Genomic DNA, 19,531 nt, shown 5'->3' with positions numbered 1-19,531 from the left:
CATCATCAGATGAACTCACTCGCGGGAAGTACGGGGAAGCCATGTCCAGCGGCCCGCCCATCGAGCTGCCCAGACGTACCCTTCTGCTCACCGGCGGCGCCCTCGTCGCCCTGACCGGCGTGCTCAGCGGCTGCTCCGGGGCGGACGACGCCGGCCCCGAACGTTCCGGCGAGGCCGCCGCCACCCCCGAGGGGCTGCGCCGGCGGGCGGCCCGGGACAACGCCAAGCTGCTCGCCCGCTACGACGCCACCACCGCGGCCCACCCGGACCTCGCCGGAACGCTCACCCCGCTGCGGGAGACCGTCGCGGCGCAGCTGACGGCGCTTCAGGAGGACGGTGCGCCGTCCCCCGGCTCCGCGCCCGGGGTGCCGTCCGACGCCGACGGCGCGCTCGCCGGGCTCATCGAGGCCGAACGCGCCCTGGCCGACGAGCGACTGCGCACCCTCGGCGACGCCCCGCCCGAGCTGGCCCGGCTGCTCGCCTCGCTGTCGGCGGCCGGTTCGGTCCACGTCTATCTGCTGGGAGAGGCCCGCGCATGACGCGCACGACACGGGGGACCACGCGGCGGGCCCAGGACTCCGCCGAGGTCCCCGACACCCCGGCGCTGCGCGCCACCCAGGCGGCGCTCGCCGCCGAGCACGCCGCGGTGTACGGCTACGGCGTGGTCGGCGCGCGGATCGGCGCGGATCGGGACGCGGAGGTGCGTGAGGCCTACACGGGACACCGGGCACGCCGCGACGCGCTGCGGCGCACGGTGTTGGACCTGGGCGCGGTGCCGGAGGCGGCCGCCGCGGCGTACGCGCTGCCGTTCGAGGTGAGCGACGCCGCCACGGCGCAGGCGCTCGCCGCCGATCTGGAGGCGCGGCTGGCCGGTGCCTACGCGGATCTGGTGCTGGTCGCCACGGGGGCGTCGCGCCGGGACGCCGCGGCGGCGCTGCGCGAGAGCGCGGTCCGGGCGGCCCGGTGGAGCGGCACGGGAACGGCCTTCCCCGGCCTCGCCGAGTACGCCGGCGGTGGCGCATGACGGCGGCACCCGATCTGGCGCCCCCGCTGCGCCTCACCCGCGCCCAGCCCGCGGCGGCCGAAGCATGGCTGGCCGGGCTGCCGGAACTGGTGGTGCGGCTCACCCGGGAGTGGGAGCTGAGGGTGGAGCGGGTGGCCGCGCCGGGCGGACGCACCAGCATGACCGTGCTGGTGCGGCGCGCGGACGGCACCCCGGCCGCGCTGAAGCTGTGCGCGCCGGGCCACTCCGCCGCGCTGGAGGCGGCGGCGCTGGCGCGCTGGGACGGCCACGGCGCGGTGCGGGTGCTGGAGGCGGCGCCGGACGCGGGCGCGCTGCTGCTGGAGCGACTGCACGGGGAGACCTCGCTGCGGTCGCTGCCGGAGACCAAGGCGATGCTGGAGGCGGTCTCGGCGCTGCACCGGCTGTGGGTCGGCCCGGGCGCGGAACACGCCTTCCCCACGGTGGCCGAGCGCACGGCGGGGCTGACGGCGGACGCCGAGCTGCCGGAAGGGGCGGGACCGCTGATCGCGGAGGCGCTGGCGGCCCGCGCCGAACTGCTGGCCGGCCCGCCGGAGGAACTCTTGCTCCACGGGGACTTCCGCCAGGGCGCGGTGCTGGCCTGTGACACCGGGCGGGCGCCGTGGCTGGCGGTGGGTCCTGACCCGGTGGTGGGCGAGCGGGCCTACGACCTGGCCCGGCTGTCCCGGGACCGGCTGCACGATCTGACCGCCTCCGCGGGCGCTCCGGCCATCACCCGGCGCCGGATGACGAAGCTGGCGGCGTCGGTCGAGGTGGATCCGGAGCGGCTGCGCGGCTGGACGCTGTTCCGCGCCGTGGAGTCCGGCGTCCGTGCCCATGCCGAGGACCGCCGCAGGGACGCCGAGGCGCTGCTGGAGTTCGCCACCTGGCTGTGACGGCTCCGCGCGGCGCGGCTACCGTGCCGCCATGCGAGAACCGGATGCCGACCCCGTACGTTTCCCCGCGCCCACCCGCTACGAGGGCGGGTCCGGCCGCGTCGCCCTGGTGCTGCCCGGGATGGGCTATTCGCCGGCGCGGCCGTTGCTGCACTTCGCCCGCGCCGCGCTGCTGGCGGCGGGCTGGACGGTGCGGGAACTGTGGTGGCAGGCCCCGGACGGCCTCTCCCCCGCCCGGTCCGCGGCGTGGGTACGGGAACGGGCCGAGGAAGCGATCGCGGCGGAGGACGGCGCCTGCGGGTTGCTGGTCGGCAAGTCGCTGGGCACCATGGCCGCCCCGCTGGCCACGGAGCGGGGCCTGCCGGCGATCTGGCTGACGCCGTTGCTGCGGGACGCCGGCGTGGCCGCCGCGCTGGCCGGGGCCACCGCGCCCGCGCTGCTGATCGGCGGCACCGCCGACGAACGCTGGTGGGACCCGGCGATCGCGGCCTCGCTGCCGCACCAGGTGGTGGAGTTCCCGGGCGCGGACCACGCCCTCGAACTCCCCGGCGACCCGGCCGCATCGGTCCTGGCACTGCACCGGGCGGTGACGGCGATGGAGACCTTTCTCGGGCGGCTGCGGGTGTGACGGTGAGGACCCCGTCCGCCGCCCCGCCGCCTTCGACCGGCAAAACCGCCGCGCCGCGTGGCCGGGCGCGGCGTTGCGCCCTCCGCCGCACCGCGTGGACGGAATGCGCGCGGCGTCCCGCCCTCCGCCGCACCGTGTGAACGTGCGCGGCATCCCGGCCACCACCGCGCCGCGTGGACAGGCGCGGCGTGCCGACCTCCGCCGCGTGCGCGGCCCACCCGCCCGCCGCCCCGCCGCGTGGGTGCGGCGGAGCGGCGTGGTGGTCCCGTCGGGGCGGGCCGGGGTGCGCGGGGGGGTCAGCCCAGCTGTTCGGTCAGGCGGGCGATCGCCTCGTCCACCGTCAGGTCCTCGCGCTCGCCGGTGCGGCGGTCCTTCAGCTCCACCCGGCCCTCGGCCGCGCCGCGCCCCACGATCAGGATCGTGGGAACACCGATCAGCTCCGCGTCGGTGAACTTCACGCCCGGGGAGACACCCGCGCGGTCGTCCGCCAGCACGCGCACGCCCCCCGCGCCGAGGCGGTCGGCGATCGAGAGCGCCAGCTCCGTCTGCACCGCCTTGCCCGCCGCCACCACATGGACATCGGCCGGCGCGATCTCCCGCGGCCAGCACAGGCCCTGCTCGTCCGCCGTCTGCTCGGCCAGGGCCGCCACGGCGCGCGAGACGCCGACGCCGTAGGAGCCCATCGTCACCCGCACCGGCTTGCCCTCGCGGCCCAGCACCTCCAGGCCGAAGGCGTCCGCGTACTTGCGGCCCAGCTGGAAGATGTGGCCGATCTCGATCGCGCGGTCCAGGTTCAGTCCGGCACCACAGTTCGGGCACGGGTCGCCGGGCTCGACCACGACCACGTCCAGGTACTGGTCCACCTCGAAGTCGCGGCCGGCCACCACGTTGCGGGCGTGCGCGCCGGCCTTGTTGGCGCCGGTGATCCACGAGGTGCCCGGCGCGACGCGCGGGTCGGCCAGGTAGCGGAACGCCTTGCCCGCCATGCCCTGCGGGCCGACGTAGCCGCGCACCAGGTCCGGCCGCTGCGCGAAGTGCTCGGCCGTCACCAGCTCCACCTCCGCCGGGGCCAGCGCCTCGGAGAGCTTGCCGAGGTCGACCTCGCGGTCACCGGGCACGCCGATGGCCGCGATCTCGCCGTCGATGGTGACGAGGAGGTTCTTCAGGGTGGCGGAGGCGGGCACCTTCAGGTGCTCGGCCAGGGCCTCGATGGTGGGGGTGTCCGGGGTGTCCAGTTCCTCGATGCCGGGGTGCGCGACGCCCTCCACCGGCGTCAGCGCGAAGCTGACCGCCTCGGTGTTGGCGGCGTAGCCGCACGCCGGGCAGTCGGCGAAGGTGTCCTCGCCGGCCGGCGCGGGGGCCAGGAACTCTTCGGAGGCGGAGCCGCCCATCGCGCCGGAGACGGCGGAGACGATGCGGTAGTCCAGACCGAGACGGGTGAAGATCTTGATGTACGCCTCGCGGTGCAGCCGGTAAGACTCGGCCAGCCCCTCGTCGGTGGCGTCGAAGGAGTACGAGTCCTTCATCGTGAACTCGCGCCCGCGCAGGATGCCGGCCCGGGGCCGCGCCTCGTCACGGTACTTGGTCTGGATCTGGTACAGCGTGACCGGCAGGTCCTTGTACGAGGTGCACTGGTCCTGGACCAGCTGGGTGAAGATCTCCTCGTGGGTGGGGCCCAGGACGTAGTCGGCGCCCTTGCGGTCCTTCAGCCGGAAGAGCAGATCACCGTACTCCTCGTAGCGGCCGGTGACCTCGTAGGGCTCCTTGGGCAGCAGGGCCGGCAGCAGCACCTCCTGGCCGCCGATGGCGTCCATCTCCTCGCGGACCACGCGCGCGACGTTCTCCAGGACCTGCTTGCCCAGCGGCAGCCAGCTCCAGATGCCGGCGGCGGAGCGGCGTACGTATCCGGCGCGTACCAGCAGCGCGTGGTTGATCGTCTCCGCGTCGGCCGGGGCGTCCCGCAGCGTCTTGAGCATGGATCGGGACAGGCGCTGTACTCGGGCTGCCATGGGAATTCGTGACTCCTGCGTGGGATGAGCGATTGGGCCCGAGAGTAGCGGGTCGCGGGCCGCGCGCGCCAAGCGGAGGGGTCAGCGGCGCAGCGGGAGCTCGGCGCCCATCACGGCGTACGGGCTCGGCGCGGAGGGGAAGTGCACCCGGCGGGCGAGGTCCTGGTAGCCGAGCCGGCGGTAGAGGCGTCGCGCGGGGCTCTCGATGTCGATGGCGGACAGGATCGAGCGGGGTTCGTCGGCGGCGTCGGTGAGCGTGGTGATGAGACGGGTGCCTATGCCGCGGCCCTGGTAGGCGGGCAGCACGTGCAGTTCGGTGATGGTGAAGGAGTCGTCCAGCCAGCCGTCGTACCCGGCGCGGCGCAGATACGGCTCGACGACGGTGGACCACCACTGCGCGCGGTCGTTGGGCATCCCGTAGATGAAGCCGGCCAGCGCCCCGGTGGCGGTGCTGACGGCGCCCAATGCCCGGGCGCCGGGGTGGGCGAGGTGGCGCAGCACGATGTGCCGGCGGACCGCGATCTCCTCGGGGCTCAGTCCGAACGCCTGAGCCTGGACGGCGAGTGCCTCGTCCACCCTGGCCGCCAGATCGATGGGGCCCACGGCGATGTCCTGGGCGTCGGGGGCGGCTCCCGAGGCAGATGGTGTCATGCCGGGGAGGCTAACGCGCATCGCTCAGAACAGCACGCTCATCAGCGCGCCCGAGCTGGTGAAGCCGAGGCGGCGGTAGAGGGCGAGGGCGGGGGCGTTGTAGTCGTTGACGTAGAGGCTGACAACGGGGGCGCAGGTGTCCAGGGCGTGCCGGATGACGGTGGCGAGGCCGGCGGCGGCGAGGCCGGTGCGGCGGCGGTCGGGGGCGGTCCACACGCCGGTGAGCTGGCAGGCGTGGGGGGTGACGGCGCCGATCTCGGCCTTGAAGACGATGCGGCCGTCCTCGACGCGGGCGAAGCAGCGTCCGGTGCCCACCGTCTCCGCGACCCGGGACTGGTAGGCGAGGCCGCCGTCCTGGGCGGTGAGCGGGGAGACGCCGACCTCCTCGGTGAACATGGCGACGGCGGCCGGCAGCACCAGGTCCATCTCGTCCTTGCGCATGGGGCGCACCAGGGGGTCGGGGGTGATGGCGGGCGGCGCGGTGCTGGTGGCCATCAGTGGCTGGTGGGCGCGTACGGCGCGGGCGGGGCCCCAGTGCGGCTCCAGGTGGGCCCACAGGGCGGCGGTGGCGGGTTCCGGGCCGACGATGGAGGTGCAGCGGCGGCCCTCGCGCAGGGCGCGTTCGGCGAAGGCGCGCAGGGCGGCGGGGGCGGCGTCGACGGGGACGAGGTTGGCGCCGGAGAAGCACAGGGAGCGCAGCTGCCCGCGGTGGTACCAGCCCCACAGTTCGCCGCCGAGCAGCCGGGGGTCGAGGCCGGATTCGATGACCCGGGCGGTGACGAAGGCGTTGGCGAGCGGTTCCCGGGCGAGGAGGGCCAGGGCGTCGCCGAGGTCGCCGGGGTCCAGGGGGCGGGTGGCGGGCGTGGTGAGCACGAGGTGGCCTTGGAGGTGAGCGGTGAGCGGGTTCCGCGCACTGTACCGCCCGCGGTGGCGGGGGCGCCGTGCGTTCGCCGGGTGGGTACGCGCCCTCCGTACGCCCTGCACGTACGCCGCACACACGTGCCGCCGCCGGTCCGGGCTCGGGGCCGGAGCGGCGGCGGTCGGGTGCCGGGGGGTGCGGGCGGACGGGGTGCGTCGCGCCCGCGGGGCCGTTCAGCCGGCGACGGAGACGGTGGGCTCGCCGGAGGTGATGCCGTCCTTCTCCATCTGCTCGGCGATCTTCATCGCCTCGTCGATGAGGGTCTCCACGATCTTGGACTCGGGAACGGTCTTGATGACCTCTCCCTTGACGAAGATCTGGCCCTTGCCGTTGCCGGAGGCGACCCCGAGGTCGGCCTCGCGGGCCTCGCCGGGGCCGTTGACGACGCAGCCCATGACGGCGACGCGCAGCGGCACCTCCATGCCGTCGAGCCCGGCGGTGACCTCCTCGGCGAGCTTGTAGACATCGACCTGGGCGCGGCCGCAGGAGGGGCAGGAGACGATTTCCAGGCGGCGCTGGCGCAGGTTCAGCGATTCCAGGATCTGGATGCCGACCTTGATCTCCTCGGCGGGCGGGGCGGAGAGCGAGACCCGGATGGTGTCGCCGATGCCCTCGGCGAGCAGTGCGCCGAAGGCGACCGCCGACTTGATGGTGCCCTGGAAGGCGGGACCCGCCTCGGTGACGCCCAGGTGCAGCGGGTAGTCGCACTGGGCGGCGAGCTGGCGGTAGGCGTTGACCATGACGACCGGGTCGTTGTGCTTGACGGAGATCTTCAGGTCGGTGAAGCCGTGCTCCTCGAAGAGGGAGCACTCCCACAGCGCGGACTCCACCAGCGCCTCGGGGGTGGCCTTGCCGTACTTGGCGAGCAGCCGGCGGTCCAGCGAGCCGGCGTTGACGCCGATCCGGATCGGGGTGCCGGCGTCGGAGGCCGCCTTGGCGATCTCCTTCACCTGGTCGTCGAACTTCTTGATGTTGCCGGGGTTGACCCGGACCGCCGCGCAGCCGGCGTCGATGGCGGCGAAGACGTACTTGGGCTGGAAGTGGATGTCGGCGATCACGGGGATCTGCGACTTGCGGGCGATGACGGGCAGTGCGTCGGCGTCGTCCTGGGTGGGGCAGGCGACGCGCACGATCTGGCAGCCGGACGCGGTGAGCTCCGCGATCTGCTGGAGCGTGGCACCGATGTCCGAGGTACGGGTGGTGGTCATCGACTGCACGGACACGGGGGCGTCGCCACCCACCGCTACGGAGCCGACCTGGATCTTCTTGCTGACGCGGCGATCAGCCAGCTTGATGGGTACGGAGGGAATTCCCAGCGAGATGGCGCTCATGATGTTCGTGCAACCCCAGTGCGGATCTAGGTCCCGGGAAAGGCGGGCTCAAGCCCTTGACATTACCCTTCCCGGGTGATGGTCGGTTAACCGGTAAGCCGTACCGGTGTGACGATATCCGCCGCCAAAACCAGCAGCGTGAAGCAGATGAAGACCCCCGCCACCACATAGGCAACGGGCATCAGTTTGGCCACGTCGAAGGGGCCCGGGTCCGGGCGCCTGAGCAGCCTCGCGGTGTGCCGGCGCACGCTCTCCCACGCCGCCCCGGCCATGTGTCCGCCGTCCAGCGGCAGCAGCGGCAGCATGTTGAACAGGAAGAGGGAGAGATTGAAGCCGGCGACCAGGAAGAGCGCGGTGGCGATCTGCTGGCTGGCCGGGATGTCGAGGGTGAAGATCTCCCCGCCGACGCGGGCGGCGCCGACGACGCCCATCGGTGAGTCCTGGGCGCGCTCGCCGTTGCCGATGGCGGCGTTCCACAGGTCGGGGACCTTGGAGGGGATGTTGACCAGGGCCTGGACGCCGGTGGTCATGATGTCGCCCATCCGGTCCACGGCCTGCGGAAAGTCCTGCTTGACGATGCCCGAGGCCGGGGAGAAGCCGAGGAACCCGGCGCTGACGTACTCGCCCTCGACGTAGCCGCCGCTGCCGTCCGTCTTGGCGACCTGGTTCTCGATGAGGTCGGCCCGCAGCACCTGGGTGCTGCCGTCCCGCTCCACGGTGATGGTGGCCGGGCCGATGGTGTTGCGGATGCGCTGCTGGAGGGTGCCCCAGTCCTCGACCGGCTCGTCGTTGAAGGCGACGATCGTGTCGCCCGTCTTCAGCCCGGCGGCGTTGGCCGGGGCCAGCGGATCGTCCGCCCGGCAGTCGCGCTGCTCCTCGCTCTGCGAGATGACGCACTGGGAGACGGAGGCGACCGTGGTGGTCTGGGTGTTGATCCCGAAGAACATCAGGACGCCGAGGAAGATCGCGACGGCGAGGATGAGGTTCATGGCGGGGCCGGCGAAGAAGACGACGATGCGCTGCCACGGCTTGCGGGTGTACAGCAGCCGCTTCTCGTCGCCCGGCTCCAGTTCCTCGAAGGAGGCGGCGCGGGCGTCCTCGATCATGCCGCGGAACGGCGAGGTGGAGCGTTTCCTGAGGCTGCCGTCGTCGCCGGGCGGGAACATCCCGATCATGCGGATGTAGCCGCCCATCGGGATGGCCTTGATGCCGTACTCGGTCTCGCCCTTCTTCCGCGACCACAGGGTGGGGCCGAAGCCCACCATGAACTGGGGAACGCGGACGCCGAACAGCTTCGCGGTGCTGAAATGCCCCAGCTCGTGCCAGGCGATGGAAAAAAGCAGTCCGAAGACGAAGACAAGTATCCCGATCAGGAACATCAAGCCCGTCATGCCGTCGTTTCTCCATTCGCCACGGGTGCCGCGGACGTGTGTCGCGGCAGTCCGGCCAGCTCGCGGGCGCGGACGCGCGCCCGGGTCTCCGCTTCGAGGACGTCGGGGAGGGTCAGGGAGGTTCCGGCGAAGGCATCGCCCTGTTCCTCGACCACCTTGGCCACAGTGTCCACGATCCCGGTGAACGGCAGCAGTCCGGCGAGGAAGGCGTCGACGCACTCCTCGTTGGCCGCGTTGTACACCGCGGGCGCGGTACCGCCGAGGCTACCCACATGGCACGCGAGCGGCACCGAGGGGAAGGCCTCGGTGTCCAGCGGGAAGAACTCCCAGGTGTGGGCGCGGGTCCAGTCGACGGCGGGGGCGGCCCGCGGGACCCGGTCGGGCCAGCCGAGACCGAGCGCGATGGGCGTGCGCATGTCCGGCGGGGAGAGCTGAGCGAGGGTGGAGCCGTCCATGAACTCGACCATGGAATGAATGTACGACTGCGGGTGGACCACGACCTCGATCCGGTCGAACGGGATGCCGTAGAGCAGATGGGCCTCGATCACCTCAAGCCCCTTGTTCACCAGGGTCGCCGAGTTGATGGTGATGACCGGGCCCATGTCCCAGGTGGGATGGTTCAGTGCCTGCTCACGGGTGACGGCGGCCAGCTCGGCGCGGGTACGGCCGCGGAACGGCCCGCCGCTGGCGGTGACGATCAGCTTGCCGATCTCGGCGCGGGTACCGCCCAGCAGCGCCTGGAAGAGGGCGGAGTGCTCGGAGTCCACCGGGATGATCTGCCCCGGCTTGGCCAGTGCGGCGACCAGCGGACCGCCGACGATCAGCGACTCCTTGTTGGCGAGCGCCAGCACCCGCCCGGCGCGCAGGGCGGCGAGGGTGGGCGCGAGCCCGATGGATCCGGTGATGCCGTTGAGGACGGTGTGGCACGCGCTGCCGGCCAGGTGGGCGGCGGCGTCGGGACCGGCGAGGATCTCCGGCAGCGGCTCCCCCACCCCGTACCGGGTGCGCAGCGCCTCGCGCAGCTCGGTCGCCTTCGCCTCCTGGGCGACGGCCACGGTACGCACCTGGAGGCGGTGGGCCTGCATGGCGAGCAGTTCGACCCGGCCGCCCGCGGCGGAGATCCCGGTCACCCGGAACCGGTCCGGGTTGGCCAGCACCACATCGATGGCCTGGGTTCCGATCGAGCCGGTCGACCCCAGAATGACCACCTCACGCACCCCCTCGGGCGGTGCGGCGGAATAACGCAGACGCGGATCAGCGAGGACCCCGGAAGTCTCGGTCATTCCCCCATTGTGGCCGCTCCACCGGGCGCCGCGTCCCGGGGCTGCCCTTGCAGGCACAGTTCTGCCCGTACCAGCTCCAGCAGCCTGCCTGCCCAGTTGCGTCCGCGCCCGCCGTTGTCGCCGAAGAAGTCCGAACTCATGTCGTCATAGATGAGCGAGGCGTCACCGGTGGCCAGCAGCACCGCCGCGAGATCGGGATGGCGGGCGAACTTGGCGCGCAGCAGCTCCGCCATCACCCCGGCACGCACCCGCGTCCAGTCGCTACGCAGCCCCGCCTCGTCGGCGAGTGTCCGCGCGGCGTACCCGCCGGACGCGGCGGCGATCGCCGGCCGTACCGCGGGGTCGGCGACGGACAGCGCGCAGTGGGCGTGTGCGACGGAGGGGTACAGCACACCGTCCACCTCGATGGGCGCGGGATAGTCGTTGCGCAGCGCCACCTTGCCCAGCGCCTCGCCCTCGCGCACGCCCACGCTCGACTGGTACAGCTGCACCGCCGCGGGCTGCGGCTCCTCCCGCTCCGCCGGCGCGCCGGCCTCCCGCGCACGCTCTTCGAAGTAGGCGAGACCGTACGCGTACTCCTCGCCGGTTCCCTCCAGCAGCGCCCGCAGCGGCTCGTCGCGGTGGTCCATGTCGCCGAGCGCGTACAGCCGCTGCGACTCGGGGATCGCGTGGTAGGCGGCGAGCGCCAGGGCCCGCTTCTCCTCCGTGCGGTCGGCGAGGTACGCGTCGACGGCGGCCAGGCAGCGGTCGGTCGAGTCGGGACGCTCGTTCAGCTGATCGATGGTGTCCCGCACCTCGGCGAGCAGCAGCTCGGGCGTCAGCCAGCTCTGCGGAGCGCCGAGCTTCCAGGAGACCAGCCCGTACGCGGAGGCATCGGCTGCCTCCTCGAACGAGGTGGCCACCCACTGGCTGCGCAGCTTCGCGGCGAACTCCTCCACGGTCACCAGCTCCCAGCAGTCGATGAGCCCGTCCGCGTAGATGAACAGATCGGTGAGGTGGTACCGCCCGCCGTTGCGGATGAAGGCATGCCGCCAGGTCCCGGGTATCCGGACGCCGTCGGCGGTCCGGTGAACGATGCGTGTCGCACGGAGCATCCCGCCATTGTGCTGCCCGCCGGGGCGGGCGGCGGCACGGTCGGTCAGGGGATGGGGCGGTGGAGGTTGGGGTGTGCGGAGGGACCGGGGGGTGTCTCGGCGATCCAGGGGCCCTCGAGGGAGGGGTCGAGCACGCCTTCCTCCAGCCAGGTGTACGCACCGTCCAGCACGCCGCGTGCCAGCGCGCGGTCCGCGGCGTCCGCGCTGTGGTGGAGATGGACGAACAGGTCCTCGACGCGGACCCGGGCCTGCCGGCAGAAGGTGTACGCCAGTTCGTACGCCTCCTTGCCGTTGTCACGGTGGCCACGGGTGCGCAGCCGCTCGGCGTGCACGCAGGCGGCGCTCATCGCGCACAGCTCCGCCCCGATGTCCACCAGCCGCCCGAGGTAGCCCTGCTTGCTCTCCATGGCGCCCTGCCAGCGCGCCATGCCGGAGAACGTCGCGCGGGCGAGACGCCGCGCGCTGCGTTCGACGTAGCGCAGTTCGGCGGACAGGTCACGGTGGCCGGGGACCCGGAAGTCGCCGTACGACAGGGGAAGCTGTCCGCGGCCCGCGGTCAGGGACGGCAGCCAGCGGGCGTAGAAGCCGCTCGCGGCGAGGGCGGCCCTGCGCTTGGCGGTGAAGTTCTGTTCCGGGTCGATCAGCGCGCCGGCGACCTTGAGGTGGGTGTCCACGGCCTCGCGGGCGATCATGAGCCGCATGATCTCGGAGGAGCCCTCGAAGATCCGGTTGATCCGCATGTCGCGCAGGAGCTGCTCGGCCGGGACGCCGCGCTCGCCGCGCGCCGCCAGGGACTGGGCCGTCTCGTAGCCGCGTCCGCCGCGCAGCTGCACCAGTTCGTCCGCCATCCGGCCGGCGAACTCGCTCCCCAGCAGCTTGGCGACCGCCGCCTCCAGGCGGATGTCGGCCCGCCCCTCGTCGGCCATCTCGCTGAAGACCTCCAGCAGCGCCTCCATGGCGAAGGTGGTGGCGGCGATGTACGAGAGCTTCGAGCCGATCGCCTCGTGCTCCCCGATCGGCTTGCCCCACTGCACCCGCTGCCCCGACCACTGGCGGGCGATCCGCAGGCACCACTTGCCGGCGCCGACGGCGACCGCCGGGACGGCGAGCCGCCCGGTGTTGAGCGTGGTGAGCGCGATCTTGAGGCCGGCGCCCTCCTCGCCGATCCGCCGGTCGCCGGGGACCCGGACCCGGTGGAAGCGGGTGACGCCGTTCTCGATACCGCGCAGTCCCATGAAGCTGTTGCGCTGCTCGACGGTGATGCCGGGCGAATCGGCCTCCACGACGAACGCCGTGATGCCGCCGGGGTGGTCGCCGATGCCGGGTACCTGGGCCATCACCACCAGGAGTTCGGCGATGACCCCGTTGGTGGTCCACAGCTTGACGCCGTCCAGGATGTAGTCGTCGCCGTCCGGCTCGGCGGTGGCGCCCAGCCGCGCGGGGTCGGAGCCGACGTCGGGTTCAGTGAGCAGGAAGGCGGAGATGGCGCCGCGCGCGCAGCGCGGCAGGTACGTCCGCTTCTGCTCGTCGGTGCCGAAGAGGGCCAGGGGCTGCGGCACACCGATCGACTGGTGGGCGGAGAGCAGCGCGCCGACCGCGGGGCTGGCGGAGGTGAGGACGGCGAGGGCGCGGTTGTAGTACACGTGGTTCAGGCCAAGGCCGCCGTACTCCTCGGCGATGTTCATGCCGAAGGCGCCCAGCTCGCGCAGGCCGCGTATCACCTCCTCGGGGATGCGGGCCTCGCGTTCGATGAGGGCGGCGTCGATGTGCTCCGTACAGAATTCGCGCAATCGTTCGAGGAAGTGTTCCCCGATCCGTACGGCCTCCGCCTCGGGCTCCGGGCGGGGGTGGATCAGCTGGAGCCGGAGGCGGCCGAGGAAGAGCTGGCCGGCGAAACCGGGGGTACGGGCGGCCGCGCCGCGCGCGGCCTCGGCCAGCCGCCTGGCCTCCCGTTCCGCCTCCGAGGGGTCGCTGGGTGCGGTCATCTCCGCTCACCTCGCTGTGGGGGCATGAGGGATCGAGACCTGGTGTTGTACAGGTACCCGATTCAGCGGTCGCGTACCACTGTGCGGTACCCACGAAAGCTCCATCGAAGCGCTTCGATACATCTATGGACACAAACCATTGCCCGGTCTAAGGTCAACGCGGTTCCATCGTTTGGAGCGTTCGAATCTGCCCGGCGAACGGACGATCGAAGCGCTTCACCCAGGTTTCCACGGAGGCGCGTCTATGGTCACTCTCGCCGAGGTCGCCCGGCACGCCGGAGTCTCAGCCAGCACCGTGAGCTATGTGCTCAGCGGCAAGCGGACCATCTCGGCCCCCACCAGGGAGCGGGTGGAACGCAGCATCCAGCAGCTCGGCTACCACCCCAACGCCGGGGCCCGGGCCCTGGCGAGCAGCCGTTCCGACATCATCGCCCTGATGATGCCTCTGCGCACCGACATGTACGTGCCGGTGATGATGGAGATCGCCATGGCGGTGGCGACCACGGCGCGCGAGCACGGACGGGACGTCCTGCTGCTGACCGACCAGGAGGGCCCCGAGGCGGTGCGCCGGGTGATCGGCAGCGGCCTCGCCGACGCGATGATCCTCATGGACGTGGAGCTGGAGGACGCACGTCTGCCGCTGGTGCACGAATCACCGCGTCCCTCCGTACTCATCGGGCTGCCGGCCGACACCGACGGACTGACCTGTGTCGATCTGGACTTCGTGGCGACCGGCCGGCTGTGCGTGGACCATCTGGCGGAGCTGGGCCATCAGGAGCTGGCGGTCATCGGCGAGGCTGCGGCGGTGTACGAACGGCACACCGGCTTCGCCGAGCGGACGATCAACGGCGTGCGGGAGCGGGTCGCCGAGCTGGGGCTGCGGATGCTGCACCGGCCGTGCGAGGGGAGCTTCGAGTCGATGGCGGGCGCCCTGGCCCGGATCTTCGACGAGCGGCCGGGGACGACGGGGATCATCGTGCAGAACGAGAGCGCGGTGGGGCCGCTGCTCTCCCTGCTGCGGCAGCAGGGCAGGGCGGTGCCGGAGGACATCTCGGTGGTGGCGATCTGTCCTGACCAGGTGGCGACGCAGACCTCGGTGGCCCTGACCTCGGTGGCGATCCCGGCGCACGAGATGGGGCGGCGGGCGGTGGAACTGGTGATGGCCAAGCTCGGCGCGGCGGGGACCGGGGCCGGCCGGGCCAGGGCCGCGGCGCCGCGCGAGACGGTGGTGCGCCTGCTCTCCCCCCGGCTGACCGTCCGCGCCAGTACGGGGCAGGCTCCGCGCCTGGTGCGCTGAACCCCGCGCGCCGCCCGCACGCGCCCACCGCCGGGCCGCGGCCCTCGCGTACGCCGGACAGGACGTGCGCGGGTCGCGGCCCGGCGCCGTCGCGACGCTGCGCCGCGTGGGGGCCCGGGCGGCGGGCCGTACCGCGCGTGGCCGCGCCGCCCGGGCGTGTGGTGCGGGGCGCGTCAGCTGTGGCTGACGCTGAATTGGTTGGTGCGGAACGTCAGACCACCCGAGGACGAGGTGATCTCGTAGCCGAACTGGACATCACCGATCACCTCGTTCTGGCTGATCCAGCCCTGGTTGGCGATCCAGCGCAGGATCGGCAGGATGTCCACCGTCCCGGAGCTGGTGTTGCCGGTGCGCAGGAACGAGTACACGTTGTTGTGCCCGTTGCTGCCCCGGTAGATGTCCCAGGTGTGGCCGCCCAGGCTCACCCGGGACTGGTAGCTGCCCAGCGGTCCCACGGGGCCGTACCAGTTGGTCCACAGCATGATCTCGTGGTTGTAGTTCTGGTCCCAGATGTCATAGGCGGTGTTGTACGCGCCCGCCTGCGGCACCGTGACGTTGAAGGTGCTGTTGAGCGAGTTCAGCTGGTTGAGCGGGCGGTTCACGATGCGCTTGGCGTTCGGGTAGGACTTGATACCGCCGGTGTTGGGGTGGTTGGCGGTCACCGTCCAGCTGGAGGAGGAGTCGGCGGAGATGCACTGGCTGCCGCCTCCCGAGCCCCAGATGTTGTTGTAGACGATGTAGCCGTCCGGCGCCGTCCAGTTGCCCCACTGGTCGCAGGACTCCCAGACGGCCGCCGCCTGCGCCGTGGAGGCGCCGTAGCCGAAGAAGGTCAGAAACGCGACCAGCGGTGCCAGGACTAACGTGCGTGCTCTCCTTGCGTGCTGCATGTGCGGCTCCCTTGTGTTGGTGTGGGGGAAAGCACGGCCACCCCGTACCGCTCCAGCCGTACGTCGGCGGCGTGGGGGTGACCGGTGAGCAGATCGCTGTGCGGGACGTCCAGGGGCACGGTGATCGGCTCACGTGTGTGGTTGAGGAGGAACAGCAGCCCGCCGCGGCGGACGGCCTCCACCCCCTCGGGTGCGCCGGGCAGCGCGGGGGCGGCGCCGGCGGCTTCGGCGGCGCGGGCCAGCAGGGCGCGCAGGGCGGCGGGTTCGGGCAGCGTGGAGACGTACCGGGCGGTGCCCTCGCCGTAGGTGTGGCGGGTGAGGGCGGGGCGGCCGGCCAGCTCGCCGGCGGCGTAGGACGCCTCCGCCCGCGCCCCCGCCGGCGTCAGGTCCTCGCTCCACAGGCTGCCGGTGGTGCCGTCGTCCAGGGCGACGGTCTCCCCCGCCGCCAGCGGCCACCACTCCTCGATGGTGGCCAGGCCCAGGACGGCGCGCAGGCGCGCGTCGGTGCCGCCCTCCCGGATCCGGTCGTCGGGGTCGGCGACGCCGGTGAAGAAGCCGCACACGACGTGCCCGCCGCCGCGTACGTACGCCGCCAGGCCGTCCAGCGCGGCGTCCGAGAGCAGATACAGCTGCGGGATGACGATCAGCTTGTAGCCGCTGAGGTCGGCCTCGGGGTGGGCGAGGTCGGCGGTGAGGTTCTGCTGCCACAGCGCGTGGTGCCAGGCGGCGAGGATCGCCGGGTAGTCCAGCTCGGCCGAGGGGCGGCCCGGCTGGTTCGAGGCCCACCACGCGGGCCAGTCGTGCAGGATCGCGATCTCGGCGCTCACCCCCGTACCGGTGACGCCGGCCAGCAGGTCCAGTTCCGCGCCCAGGTCGCGGATGCGGCGGAAGGCGCGCGAGGTCTCGCCGGCGTGCGGCAGCATCGCGGAGTGGAACTTCTCGCTGCCCTGCCGCGAGGCGCGCCACTGGAAGAAGCACAGGGAGTCCGCGCCGCGCGCCACCGCCTGGAGGGACCACAGCCGCATCAGGCCCTCGCCCTTGGGCTTGTTGACGCCGCGGAAGTTGACGGCGGAGGCGGCCTGTTCCATCAGCATCCACGGGCCGCGGGCCTGGGAGCGGGTCAGGTCGGCGACCAGCGCGCCGTGCGCGGGGCCCGCCGGGTTCTCGCGGCCGACGGCGGGGTCGGGGTAGATGTCGACCGAGACGACGTCCTCCTCCGCCGCCCAGCGCCAGCCGTCCAGACCGCCGAACAGCGGCATGAAGTTGGTGGTGACCGGGATGCCGGAGGGGCTGTGCGCGGCCACGATGTCGCGTTCCGCGGTGAAGCACTCCAGCAGCGCGTCGCTGGTGAAGCGGCGGAAGTCCAGTAGCTGGGCGGGGTTGTTGAGGTACTGGGCCCGGCGCGGCGGGATCAGCTCCTCCCAGGAGTCGTAGCGCTGGCTCCAGAAGGCGGTGCCCCAGGCGTCGTTCAGGGCGTCCAGGTCCTGGTAGCGCTCGCGCAGCCAGCGGCGGAAGTGCCGGGCGCTCTCGTCGCACCAGCAGTGGGTGCCGTACTCGTTGTTGATGTGCCACACGCGCAGGGCCGGGTGGTGGCCGTAGCGGCGGGCGAGGTCGGTGGTGATGCGCTGCGCGTACTCGCGGTACAGGGGCGAGGAGGCGCAGAACTGGTTGCGGGCGCCGTACCAGACGGTGGCGCCGTTCTCGTCCTGCGGCAGCGTCTCGGGGTGCCGGGCGCCCAGCCACGGGGGCGGGGACGCGGTCGGTGTGGCCAGCGCGACGCCGATGCGGGCGTCGTGCAGGAGGTCGAGGACCTCATCCAGCCATCCGAAGTTCCGCGCCCCCGGGCGGGGTTCGAGTGTCGCCCAGGAGAAGACGCCGACGGTGGCGAGATTGACTCCGGCCTCCTTCATCAACCGGATGTCCTCGCGCCAGATCTCGGGCGTCCACTGCTCGGGGTTGTAGTCGCCCCCGAACAGCAGCCGGCCCCGGGTGGCGTCGTTCAGCCCTGCCATCGAATCGATTCTCCTCACGACACAAAAAAATGCCCAGCCATCGCCGTACGCGGGGTTCAGCCCTTGACGGCGCCGATGAGCATGCCCTTCTTGAAGTGCTTCTGAACGAACGGGGACAGCACCGCGACCGGGATCAGCGCCAGCACCATCACGGCGGTCTGCACCGCGAGGCTCGGGATCTGGCCGGTGCCGATGGCCGCCGACATGCCCATGGGACGTTCACCCTTCACCACGATCTGCTGCAGGACGTTCTGCAGCGGCAGTTTCTCCTGATCGGTGATGTAGATGAAGGCGGCGAAGTAGTTGCCCCAGTACCCGACCGCGTAGAACAGCGCGATCACGGCCAGCACGGCGCGCGACAGCGGCAGGACGATCTGCCACAGGATGCGGAACTCGCCGGCGCCGTCGATGCGGGCGCTGTCGATCAGCTCGGTGCCGATGTTCATGAAGAACGCGCGCAGCACCAGGATGTTGAAGACGTTCACCGCCATCGGCAGGATGATCGCCGCGTAGCTGTTCATCAGGCCCAGGGTCTGGATGAGCAGATAGGACGGGATGAGCCCGGCGCCGCCGAAGAACATCGTCAGCAGCAGGGTCATCAGCAGCGGCCGGTGCCACAGCGAGTTCATCCGGGACAGGCCGTACGCGGCGAGCACCGAGGTGGTCATCGAGAACAGCGTGCCGATGACGGTGATGCACACCGAGATCCACATGGCGTTGGCCACCTGGCCGCCGCTGAGCAGTTCGCGGTACGCGTCCAGGCTGATGCCGTCCGGGATGATTACCAGCCCGCCAGTCCGGGAAATCGTTTCTGCATCGGACAGGCTGGTGGCGACCACGATCCACAGGGGGAAGAGGATGGCGAGCAGGGCGATGGCGAGGATGACGCCCTTGGCCGCCAGGCCGATCTGAGTCGGCGGTTCCTCCCATGACGGTCTGGTGCGCTTCCCCTTGGTCTCTTCGTCGTCGTCGACGAGAACACTGGCGTCACTCATTGCTTCTTGTACACCCCCTGCTCGCCCATCGCGTGGGCGACCCGGTTGGCTGCCAGGACCAGCGCCAGGGAGAAGATCCCCTTGACGATGCCGACGGCGGCCGCGTAGCTGAACTGATGGTTGGCGATGCCCCGGTCCCACACATAGGTGTCGAGGACCTCGGAGGCTCCGACCCCGACCGCGGTGCGCTGGATGAGGAACTGTTCCATGCCCACGGTGAGCATGTTGCCGACCTGGAGGACCAGCAGCAGCGCGATCACCGGCCGCAGCGCGGGGAGGGTGATGTGCCAGATGCGGCGCCAGCGGTTCGCGCCGTCGACGGCGGCGGACTCGTACAGCTCCTGGTTGACCATGGACAGCGCCGCCAGGAAGACGATGATGCCCCAGCCGGCGTCCTTCCAGATCACCTGGAAGGTGATCAGCCACTTGAAGAAGCCGGGGTCGGTCATCAGGTCGAAGCCGTTGCCCCAGTCGTTGTCCCGCATGATCTGGGCGATCAGGCCGGCGCCGCCGAAGATCTGCTGGAAGACGGTGATCACCAGCACCCAGGAGAAGAAGTGCGGCAGGTACAGCACCGCCTGGGCCCAGGCCCGCACCTTGTTGTGCAGGATGCTGTTGATCAGGATCGCCAGCCCGATGGGGATCGGGAAGAAGAACAGCAGCTGGAGCGCGGAGAAGACCAGGGTGTTCTCGACCGCTTCCCAGAAGTAGCGGTCGTTCACCATCGTCTGGAAGTGCTCCAGGCCCACCCAGGCGCTGTTCGCCAGGGAGCCGAAGAAGCCGTCCCCGGCGTACGGGCTGAAGAACTGGAAGGCGATCACGTTCCCGGCGATCGGGATGTACGCGAAGACCACCAGCAGGCCGATGACCGGGAGGGTCATCAGGATCAGCGGATAGTCGCGGCGCAACCGGTTCCGCCAGGCCTCGGTGCCCCCGCGTGCCTGCGGCGGTCCGTCGCGGCGGCCGGCGGCGGCGCGCAGGACACCCGGCTTTCGGTGCTTCGTCGGCGGCGGAGCTTGTCCGCCGCCTCCCTCCCGCGGCTTGGGGGAACGCGGGACCGTGCTCTGTGACACGGCATTCTCCTTGTTTCACGCGACCGGCCCGGCCGGGCATCATGCGCCCGGCCGGGTGG

The 19,531-nt window shown here is 71.8% G+C and carries 17 protein-coding genes; 5 read left to right on the top strand and 12 right to left on the bottom strand.

Annotated features, from left to right (window positions below):
- The first annotated feature begins 41 nt into the window (after positions 1-41).
- Genes ACTFAP_RS23180 through ACTFAP_RS23165 form a run of 4 tightly spaced genes read left to right on the top strand, consistent with a single transcriptional unit; the run spans position 42 to position 2,545 of the window.
- Positions 42-539 (top strand): hypothetical protein, encoded by a 498-nt coding sequence (locus ACTFAP_RS23180; protein ID WP_495682191.1) that lies wholly within the window; start codon positions 42-44, stop codon positions 537-539.
- Positions 536-1,024, top strand: a complete 489-nt coding sequence (locus ACTFAP_RS23175; RefSeq protein WP_500467306.1) for a ferritin-like domain-containing protein — start codon at positions 536-538, stop codon at positions 1,022-1,024. Before ACTFAP_RS23180 ends, ACTFAP_RS23175 begins: the two co-directional genes overlap by 4 nt.
- Entirely contained in the window at positions 1,021-1,917 is an 897-nt protein-coding gene (locus ACTFAP_RS23170) for an aminoglycoside phosphotransferase family protein (protein ID WP_500467305.1), read from the top strand. Before ACTFAP_RS23175 ends, ACTFAP_RS23170 begins: the two co-directional genes overlap by 4 nt.
- A 31-nt stretch (positions 1,918-1,948) precedes the next feature.
- Positions 1,949-2,545, top strand: a complete 597-nt coding sequence (locus ACTFAP_RS23165; protein WP_500467304.1) for an alpha/beta hydrolase — start codon at positions 1,949-1,951, stop codon at positions 2,543-2,545.
- 296 nt (positions 2,546-2,841) lie between these two features.
- On the opposite strand, the gene ACTFAP_RS23160 is transcribed toward ACTFAP_RS23165, so the two are convergent.
- The 8 genes from ACTFAP_RS23160 to ACTFAP_RS23125 all read right to left on the bottom strand — a co-directional run bounded on the left by ACTFAP_RS23160 (position 2,842) and on the right by ACTFAP_RS23125 (position 13,208).
- On the bottom strand, positions 2,842-4,554 hold the full coding sequence (locus ACTFAP_RS23160) for a proline--tRNA ligase (RefSeq protein WP_500467303.1): 1,713 nt from the start codon (positions 4,552-4,554) through the stop codon (positions 2,842-2,844).
- Between the two features lie 81 nt (positions 4,555-4,635).
- Complete coding sequence (locus ACTFAP_RS23155; RefSeq protein ID WP_390123829.1) at positions 4,636-5,205, bottom strand: GNAT family N-acetyltransferase; 570 nt, start codon at positions 5,203-5,205, stop codon at positions 4,636-4,638.
- Between the two features lie 24 nt (positions 5,206-5,229).
- Positions 5,230-6,078, bottom strand: coding sequence for a GNAT family N-acetyltransferase (locus ACTFAP_RS23150; protein ID WP_495682186.1), 849 nt, complete (start codon positions 6,076-6,078; stop codon positions 5,230-5,232).
- 219 nt (positions 6,079-6,297) lie between these two features.
- Positions 6,298-7,455 (bottom strand): flavodoxin-dependent (E)-4-hydroxy-3-methylbut-2-enyl-diphosphate synthase, encoded by a 1,158-nt coding sequence (ispG, locus tag ACTFAP_RS23145; RefSeq protein ID WP_495682185.1) that lies wholly within the window; start codon positions 7,453-7,455, stop codon positions 6,298-6,300.
- Positions 7,456-7,541: 86 nt separating this feature from the next.
- The gene (locus ACTFAP_RS23140) at positions 7,542-8,846 is read right to left on the bottom strand and encodes a M50 family metallopeptidase (protein ID WP_500467302.1); all 1,305 of its coding nucleotides are present in this window, start codon (positions 8,844-8,846) and stop codon (positions 7,542-7,544) included.
- On the bottom strand, positions 8,843-10,129 hold the full coding sequence (gene dxr, locus ACTFAP_RS23135; protein WP_495682183.1) for a 1-deoxy-D-xylulose-5-phosphate reductoisomerase: 1,287 nt from the start codon (positions 10,127-10,129) through the stop codon (positions 8,843-8,845). The genes ACTFAP_RS23140 and dxr overlap by 4 nt, the downstream gene beginning before the upstream one ends.
- Positions 10,126-11,223: an NADAR family protein gene (locus tag ACTFAP_RS23130; RefSeq protein ID WP_500467301.1), complete on the bottom strand. Its 1,098-nt coding sequence runs from the start codon at positions 11,221-11,223 to the stop codon at positions 10,126-10,128. The genes dxr and ACTFAP_RS23130 overlap by 4 nt, the downstream gene beginning before the upstream one ends.
- Before the next feature lie 44 nt (positions 11,224-11,267).
- A complete protein-coding gene (locus ACTFAP_RS23125; RefSeq protein ID WP_500467300.1) occupies positions 11,268-13,208 on the bottom strand; it encodes an acyl-CoA dehydrogenase family protein in 1,941 nt (646 codons plus the stop codon).
- Between the two features lie 244 nt (positions 13,209-13,452).
- On the opposite strand from ACTFAP_RS23125, the gene ACTFAP_RS23120 reads away from it, so the two are divergent.
- On the top strand, positions 13,453-14,505 hold the full coding sequence (locus tag ACTFAP_RS23120; protein WP_390123817.1) for a LacI family DNA-binding transcriptional regulator: 1,053 nt from the start codon (positions 13,453-13,455) through the stop codon (positions 14,503-14,505).
- Between the two features lie 173 nt (positions 14,506-14,678).
- Here ACTFAP_RS23120 and ACTFAP_RS23115 read toward each other — a convergent pair whose 3' ends face one another.
- Genes ACTFAP_RS23115 through ACTFAP_RS23100 form a run of 4 tightly spaced genes read right to left on the bottom strand, consistent with a single transcriptional unit; the run spans position 14,679 to position 19,472 of the window.
- Positions 14,679-15,392, bottom strand: a complete 714-nt coding sequence (locus ACTFAP_RS23115) for a GH12 family glycosyl hydrolase domain-containing protein (protein WP_495682180.1) — start codon at positions 15,390-15,392, stop codon at positions 14,679-14,681.
- The gene (locus ACTFAP_RS23110; protein ID WP_500467299.1) at positions 15,362-17,404 is read right to left on the bottom strand and encodes a beta-galactosidase; all 2,043 of its coding nucleotides are present in this window, start codon (positions 17,402-17,404) and stop codon (positions 15,362-15,364) included. Before ACTFAP_RS23110 ends, ACTFAP_RS23115 begins: the two co-directional genes overlap by 31 nt.
- Positions 17,405-17,460: 56 nt before the next feature.
- On the bottom strand, positions 17,461-18,399 hold the full coding sequence (locus ACTFAP_RS23105) for a carbohydrate ABC transporter permease (protein WP_390123811.1): 939 nt from the start codon (positions 18,397-18,399) through the stop codon (positions 17,461-17,463).
- Positions 18,396-19,472 carry an ABC transporter permease gene (locus tag ACTFAP_RS23100; RefSeq protein ID WP_400012933.1) on the bottom strand — a complete coding sequence of 359 codons (1,077 nt, stop codon included), beginning with the start codon at positions 19,470-19,472 and terminating at the stop codon, positions 18,396-18,398. The genes ACTFAP_RS23105 and ACTFAP_RS23100 overlap by 4 nt, the downstream gene beginning before the upstream one ends.
- Positions 19,473-19,531: the final 59 nt, after the last annotated feature.

The organism is Streptomyces sp. PH9007 (assembly GCF_059813725.1).
The sequence above is the reverse complement of the archived record's forward strand: the minus strand, read 5'-3'. Positions and strand labels throughout refer to the sequence as shown.

What these genes read in the sequence shown, in the direction of transcription:
- ACTFAP_RS23180 (WP_495682191.1), top strand. Translation starts at nt 42, where the DNA reads ATGTCCAGCGGCCCGCCCATCGAGCTGCCCAGACGTACCCTTCTGCTC.
- ACTFAP_RS23175 (WP_500467306.1), top strand. Translation starts at nt 536, where the DNA reads ATGACGCGCACGACACGGGGGACCACGCGGCGGGCCCAGGACTCCGCC.
- ACTFAP_RS23170 (WP_500467305.1), top strand. Translation starts at nt 1,021, where the DNA reads ATGACGGCGGCACCCGATCTGGCGCCCCCGCTGCGCCTCACCCGCGCC.
- ACTFAP_RS23165 (WP_500467304.1), top strand. Translation starts at nt 1,949, where the DNA reads ATGCGAGAACCGGATGCCGACCCCGTACGTTTCCCCGCGCCCACCCGC.
- ACTFAP_RS23160 (WP_500467303.1), bottom strand. Translation starts at nt 4,554, where the DNA reads ATGGCAGCCCGAGTACAGCGCCTGTCCCGATCCATGCTCAAGACGCTG.
- ACTFAP_RS23155 (WP_390123829.1), bottom strand. Translation starts at nt 5,205, where the DNA reads ATGACACCATCTGCCTCGGGAGCCGCCCCCGACGCCCAGGACATCGCC.
- ispG (WP_495682185.1), bottom strand. Translation starts at nt 7,455, where the DNA reads ATGAGCGCCATCTCGCTGGGAATTCCCTCCGTACCCATCAAGCTGGCT.
- ACTFAP_RS23140 (WP_500467302.1), bottom strand. Translation starts at nt 8,846, where the DNA reads ATGACGGGCTTGATGTTCCTGATCGGGATACTTGTCTTCGTCTTCGGA.
- dxr (WP_495682183.1), bottom strand. Translation starts at nt 10,129, where the DNA reads ATGACCGAGACTTCCGGGGTCCTCGCTGATCCGCGTCTGCGTTATTCC.
- ACTFAP_RS23130 (WP_500467301.1), bottom strand. Translation starts at nt 11,223, where the DNA reads ATGCTCCGTGCGACACGCATCGTTCACCGGACCGCCGACGGCGTCCGG.
- ACTFAP_RS23125 (WP_500467300.1), bottom strand. Translation starts at nt 13,208, where the DNA reads ATGACCGCACCCAGCGACCCCTCGGAGGCGGAACGGGAGGCCAGGCGG.
- ACTFAP_RS23120 (WP_390123817.1), top strand. Translation starts at nt 13,453, where the DNA reads ATGGTCACTCTCGCCGAGGTCGCCCGGCACGCCGGAGTCTCAGCCAGC.
- ACTFAP_RS23115 (WP_495682180.1), bottom strand. Translation starts at nt 15,392, where the DNA reads ATGCAGCACGCAAGGAGAGCACGCACGTTAGTCCTGGCACCGCTGGTC.
- ACTFAP_RS23110 (WP_500467299.1), bottom strand. Translation starts at nt 17,404, where the DNA reads ATGGCAGGGCTGAACGACGCCACCCGGGGCCGGCTGCTGTTCGGGGGC.
- ACTFAP_RS23105 (WP_390123811.1), bottom strand. Translation starts at nt 18,399, where the DNA reads ATGAGTGACGCCAGTGTTCTCGTCGACGACGACGAAGAGACCAAGGGG.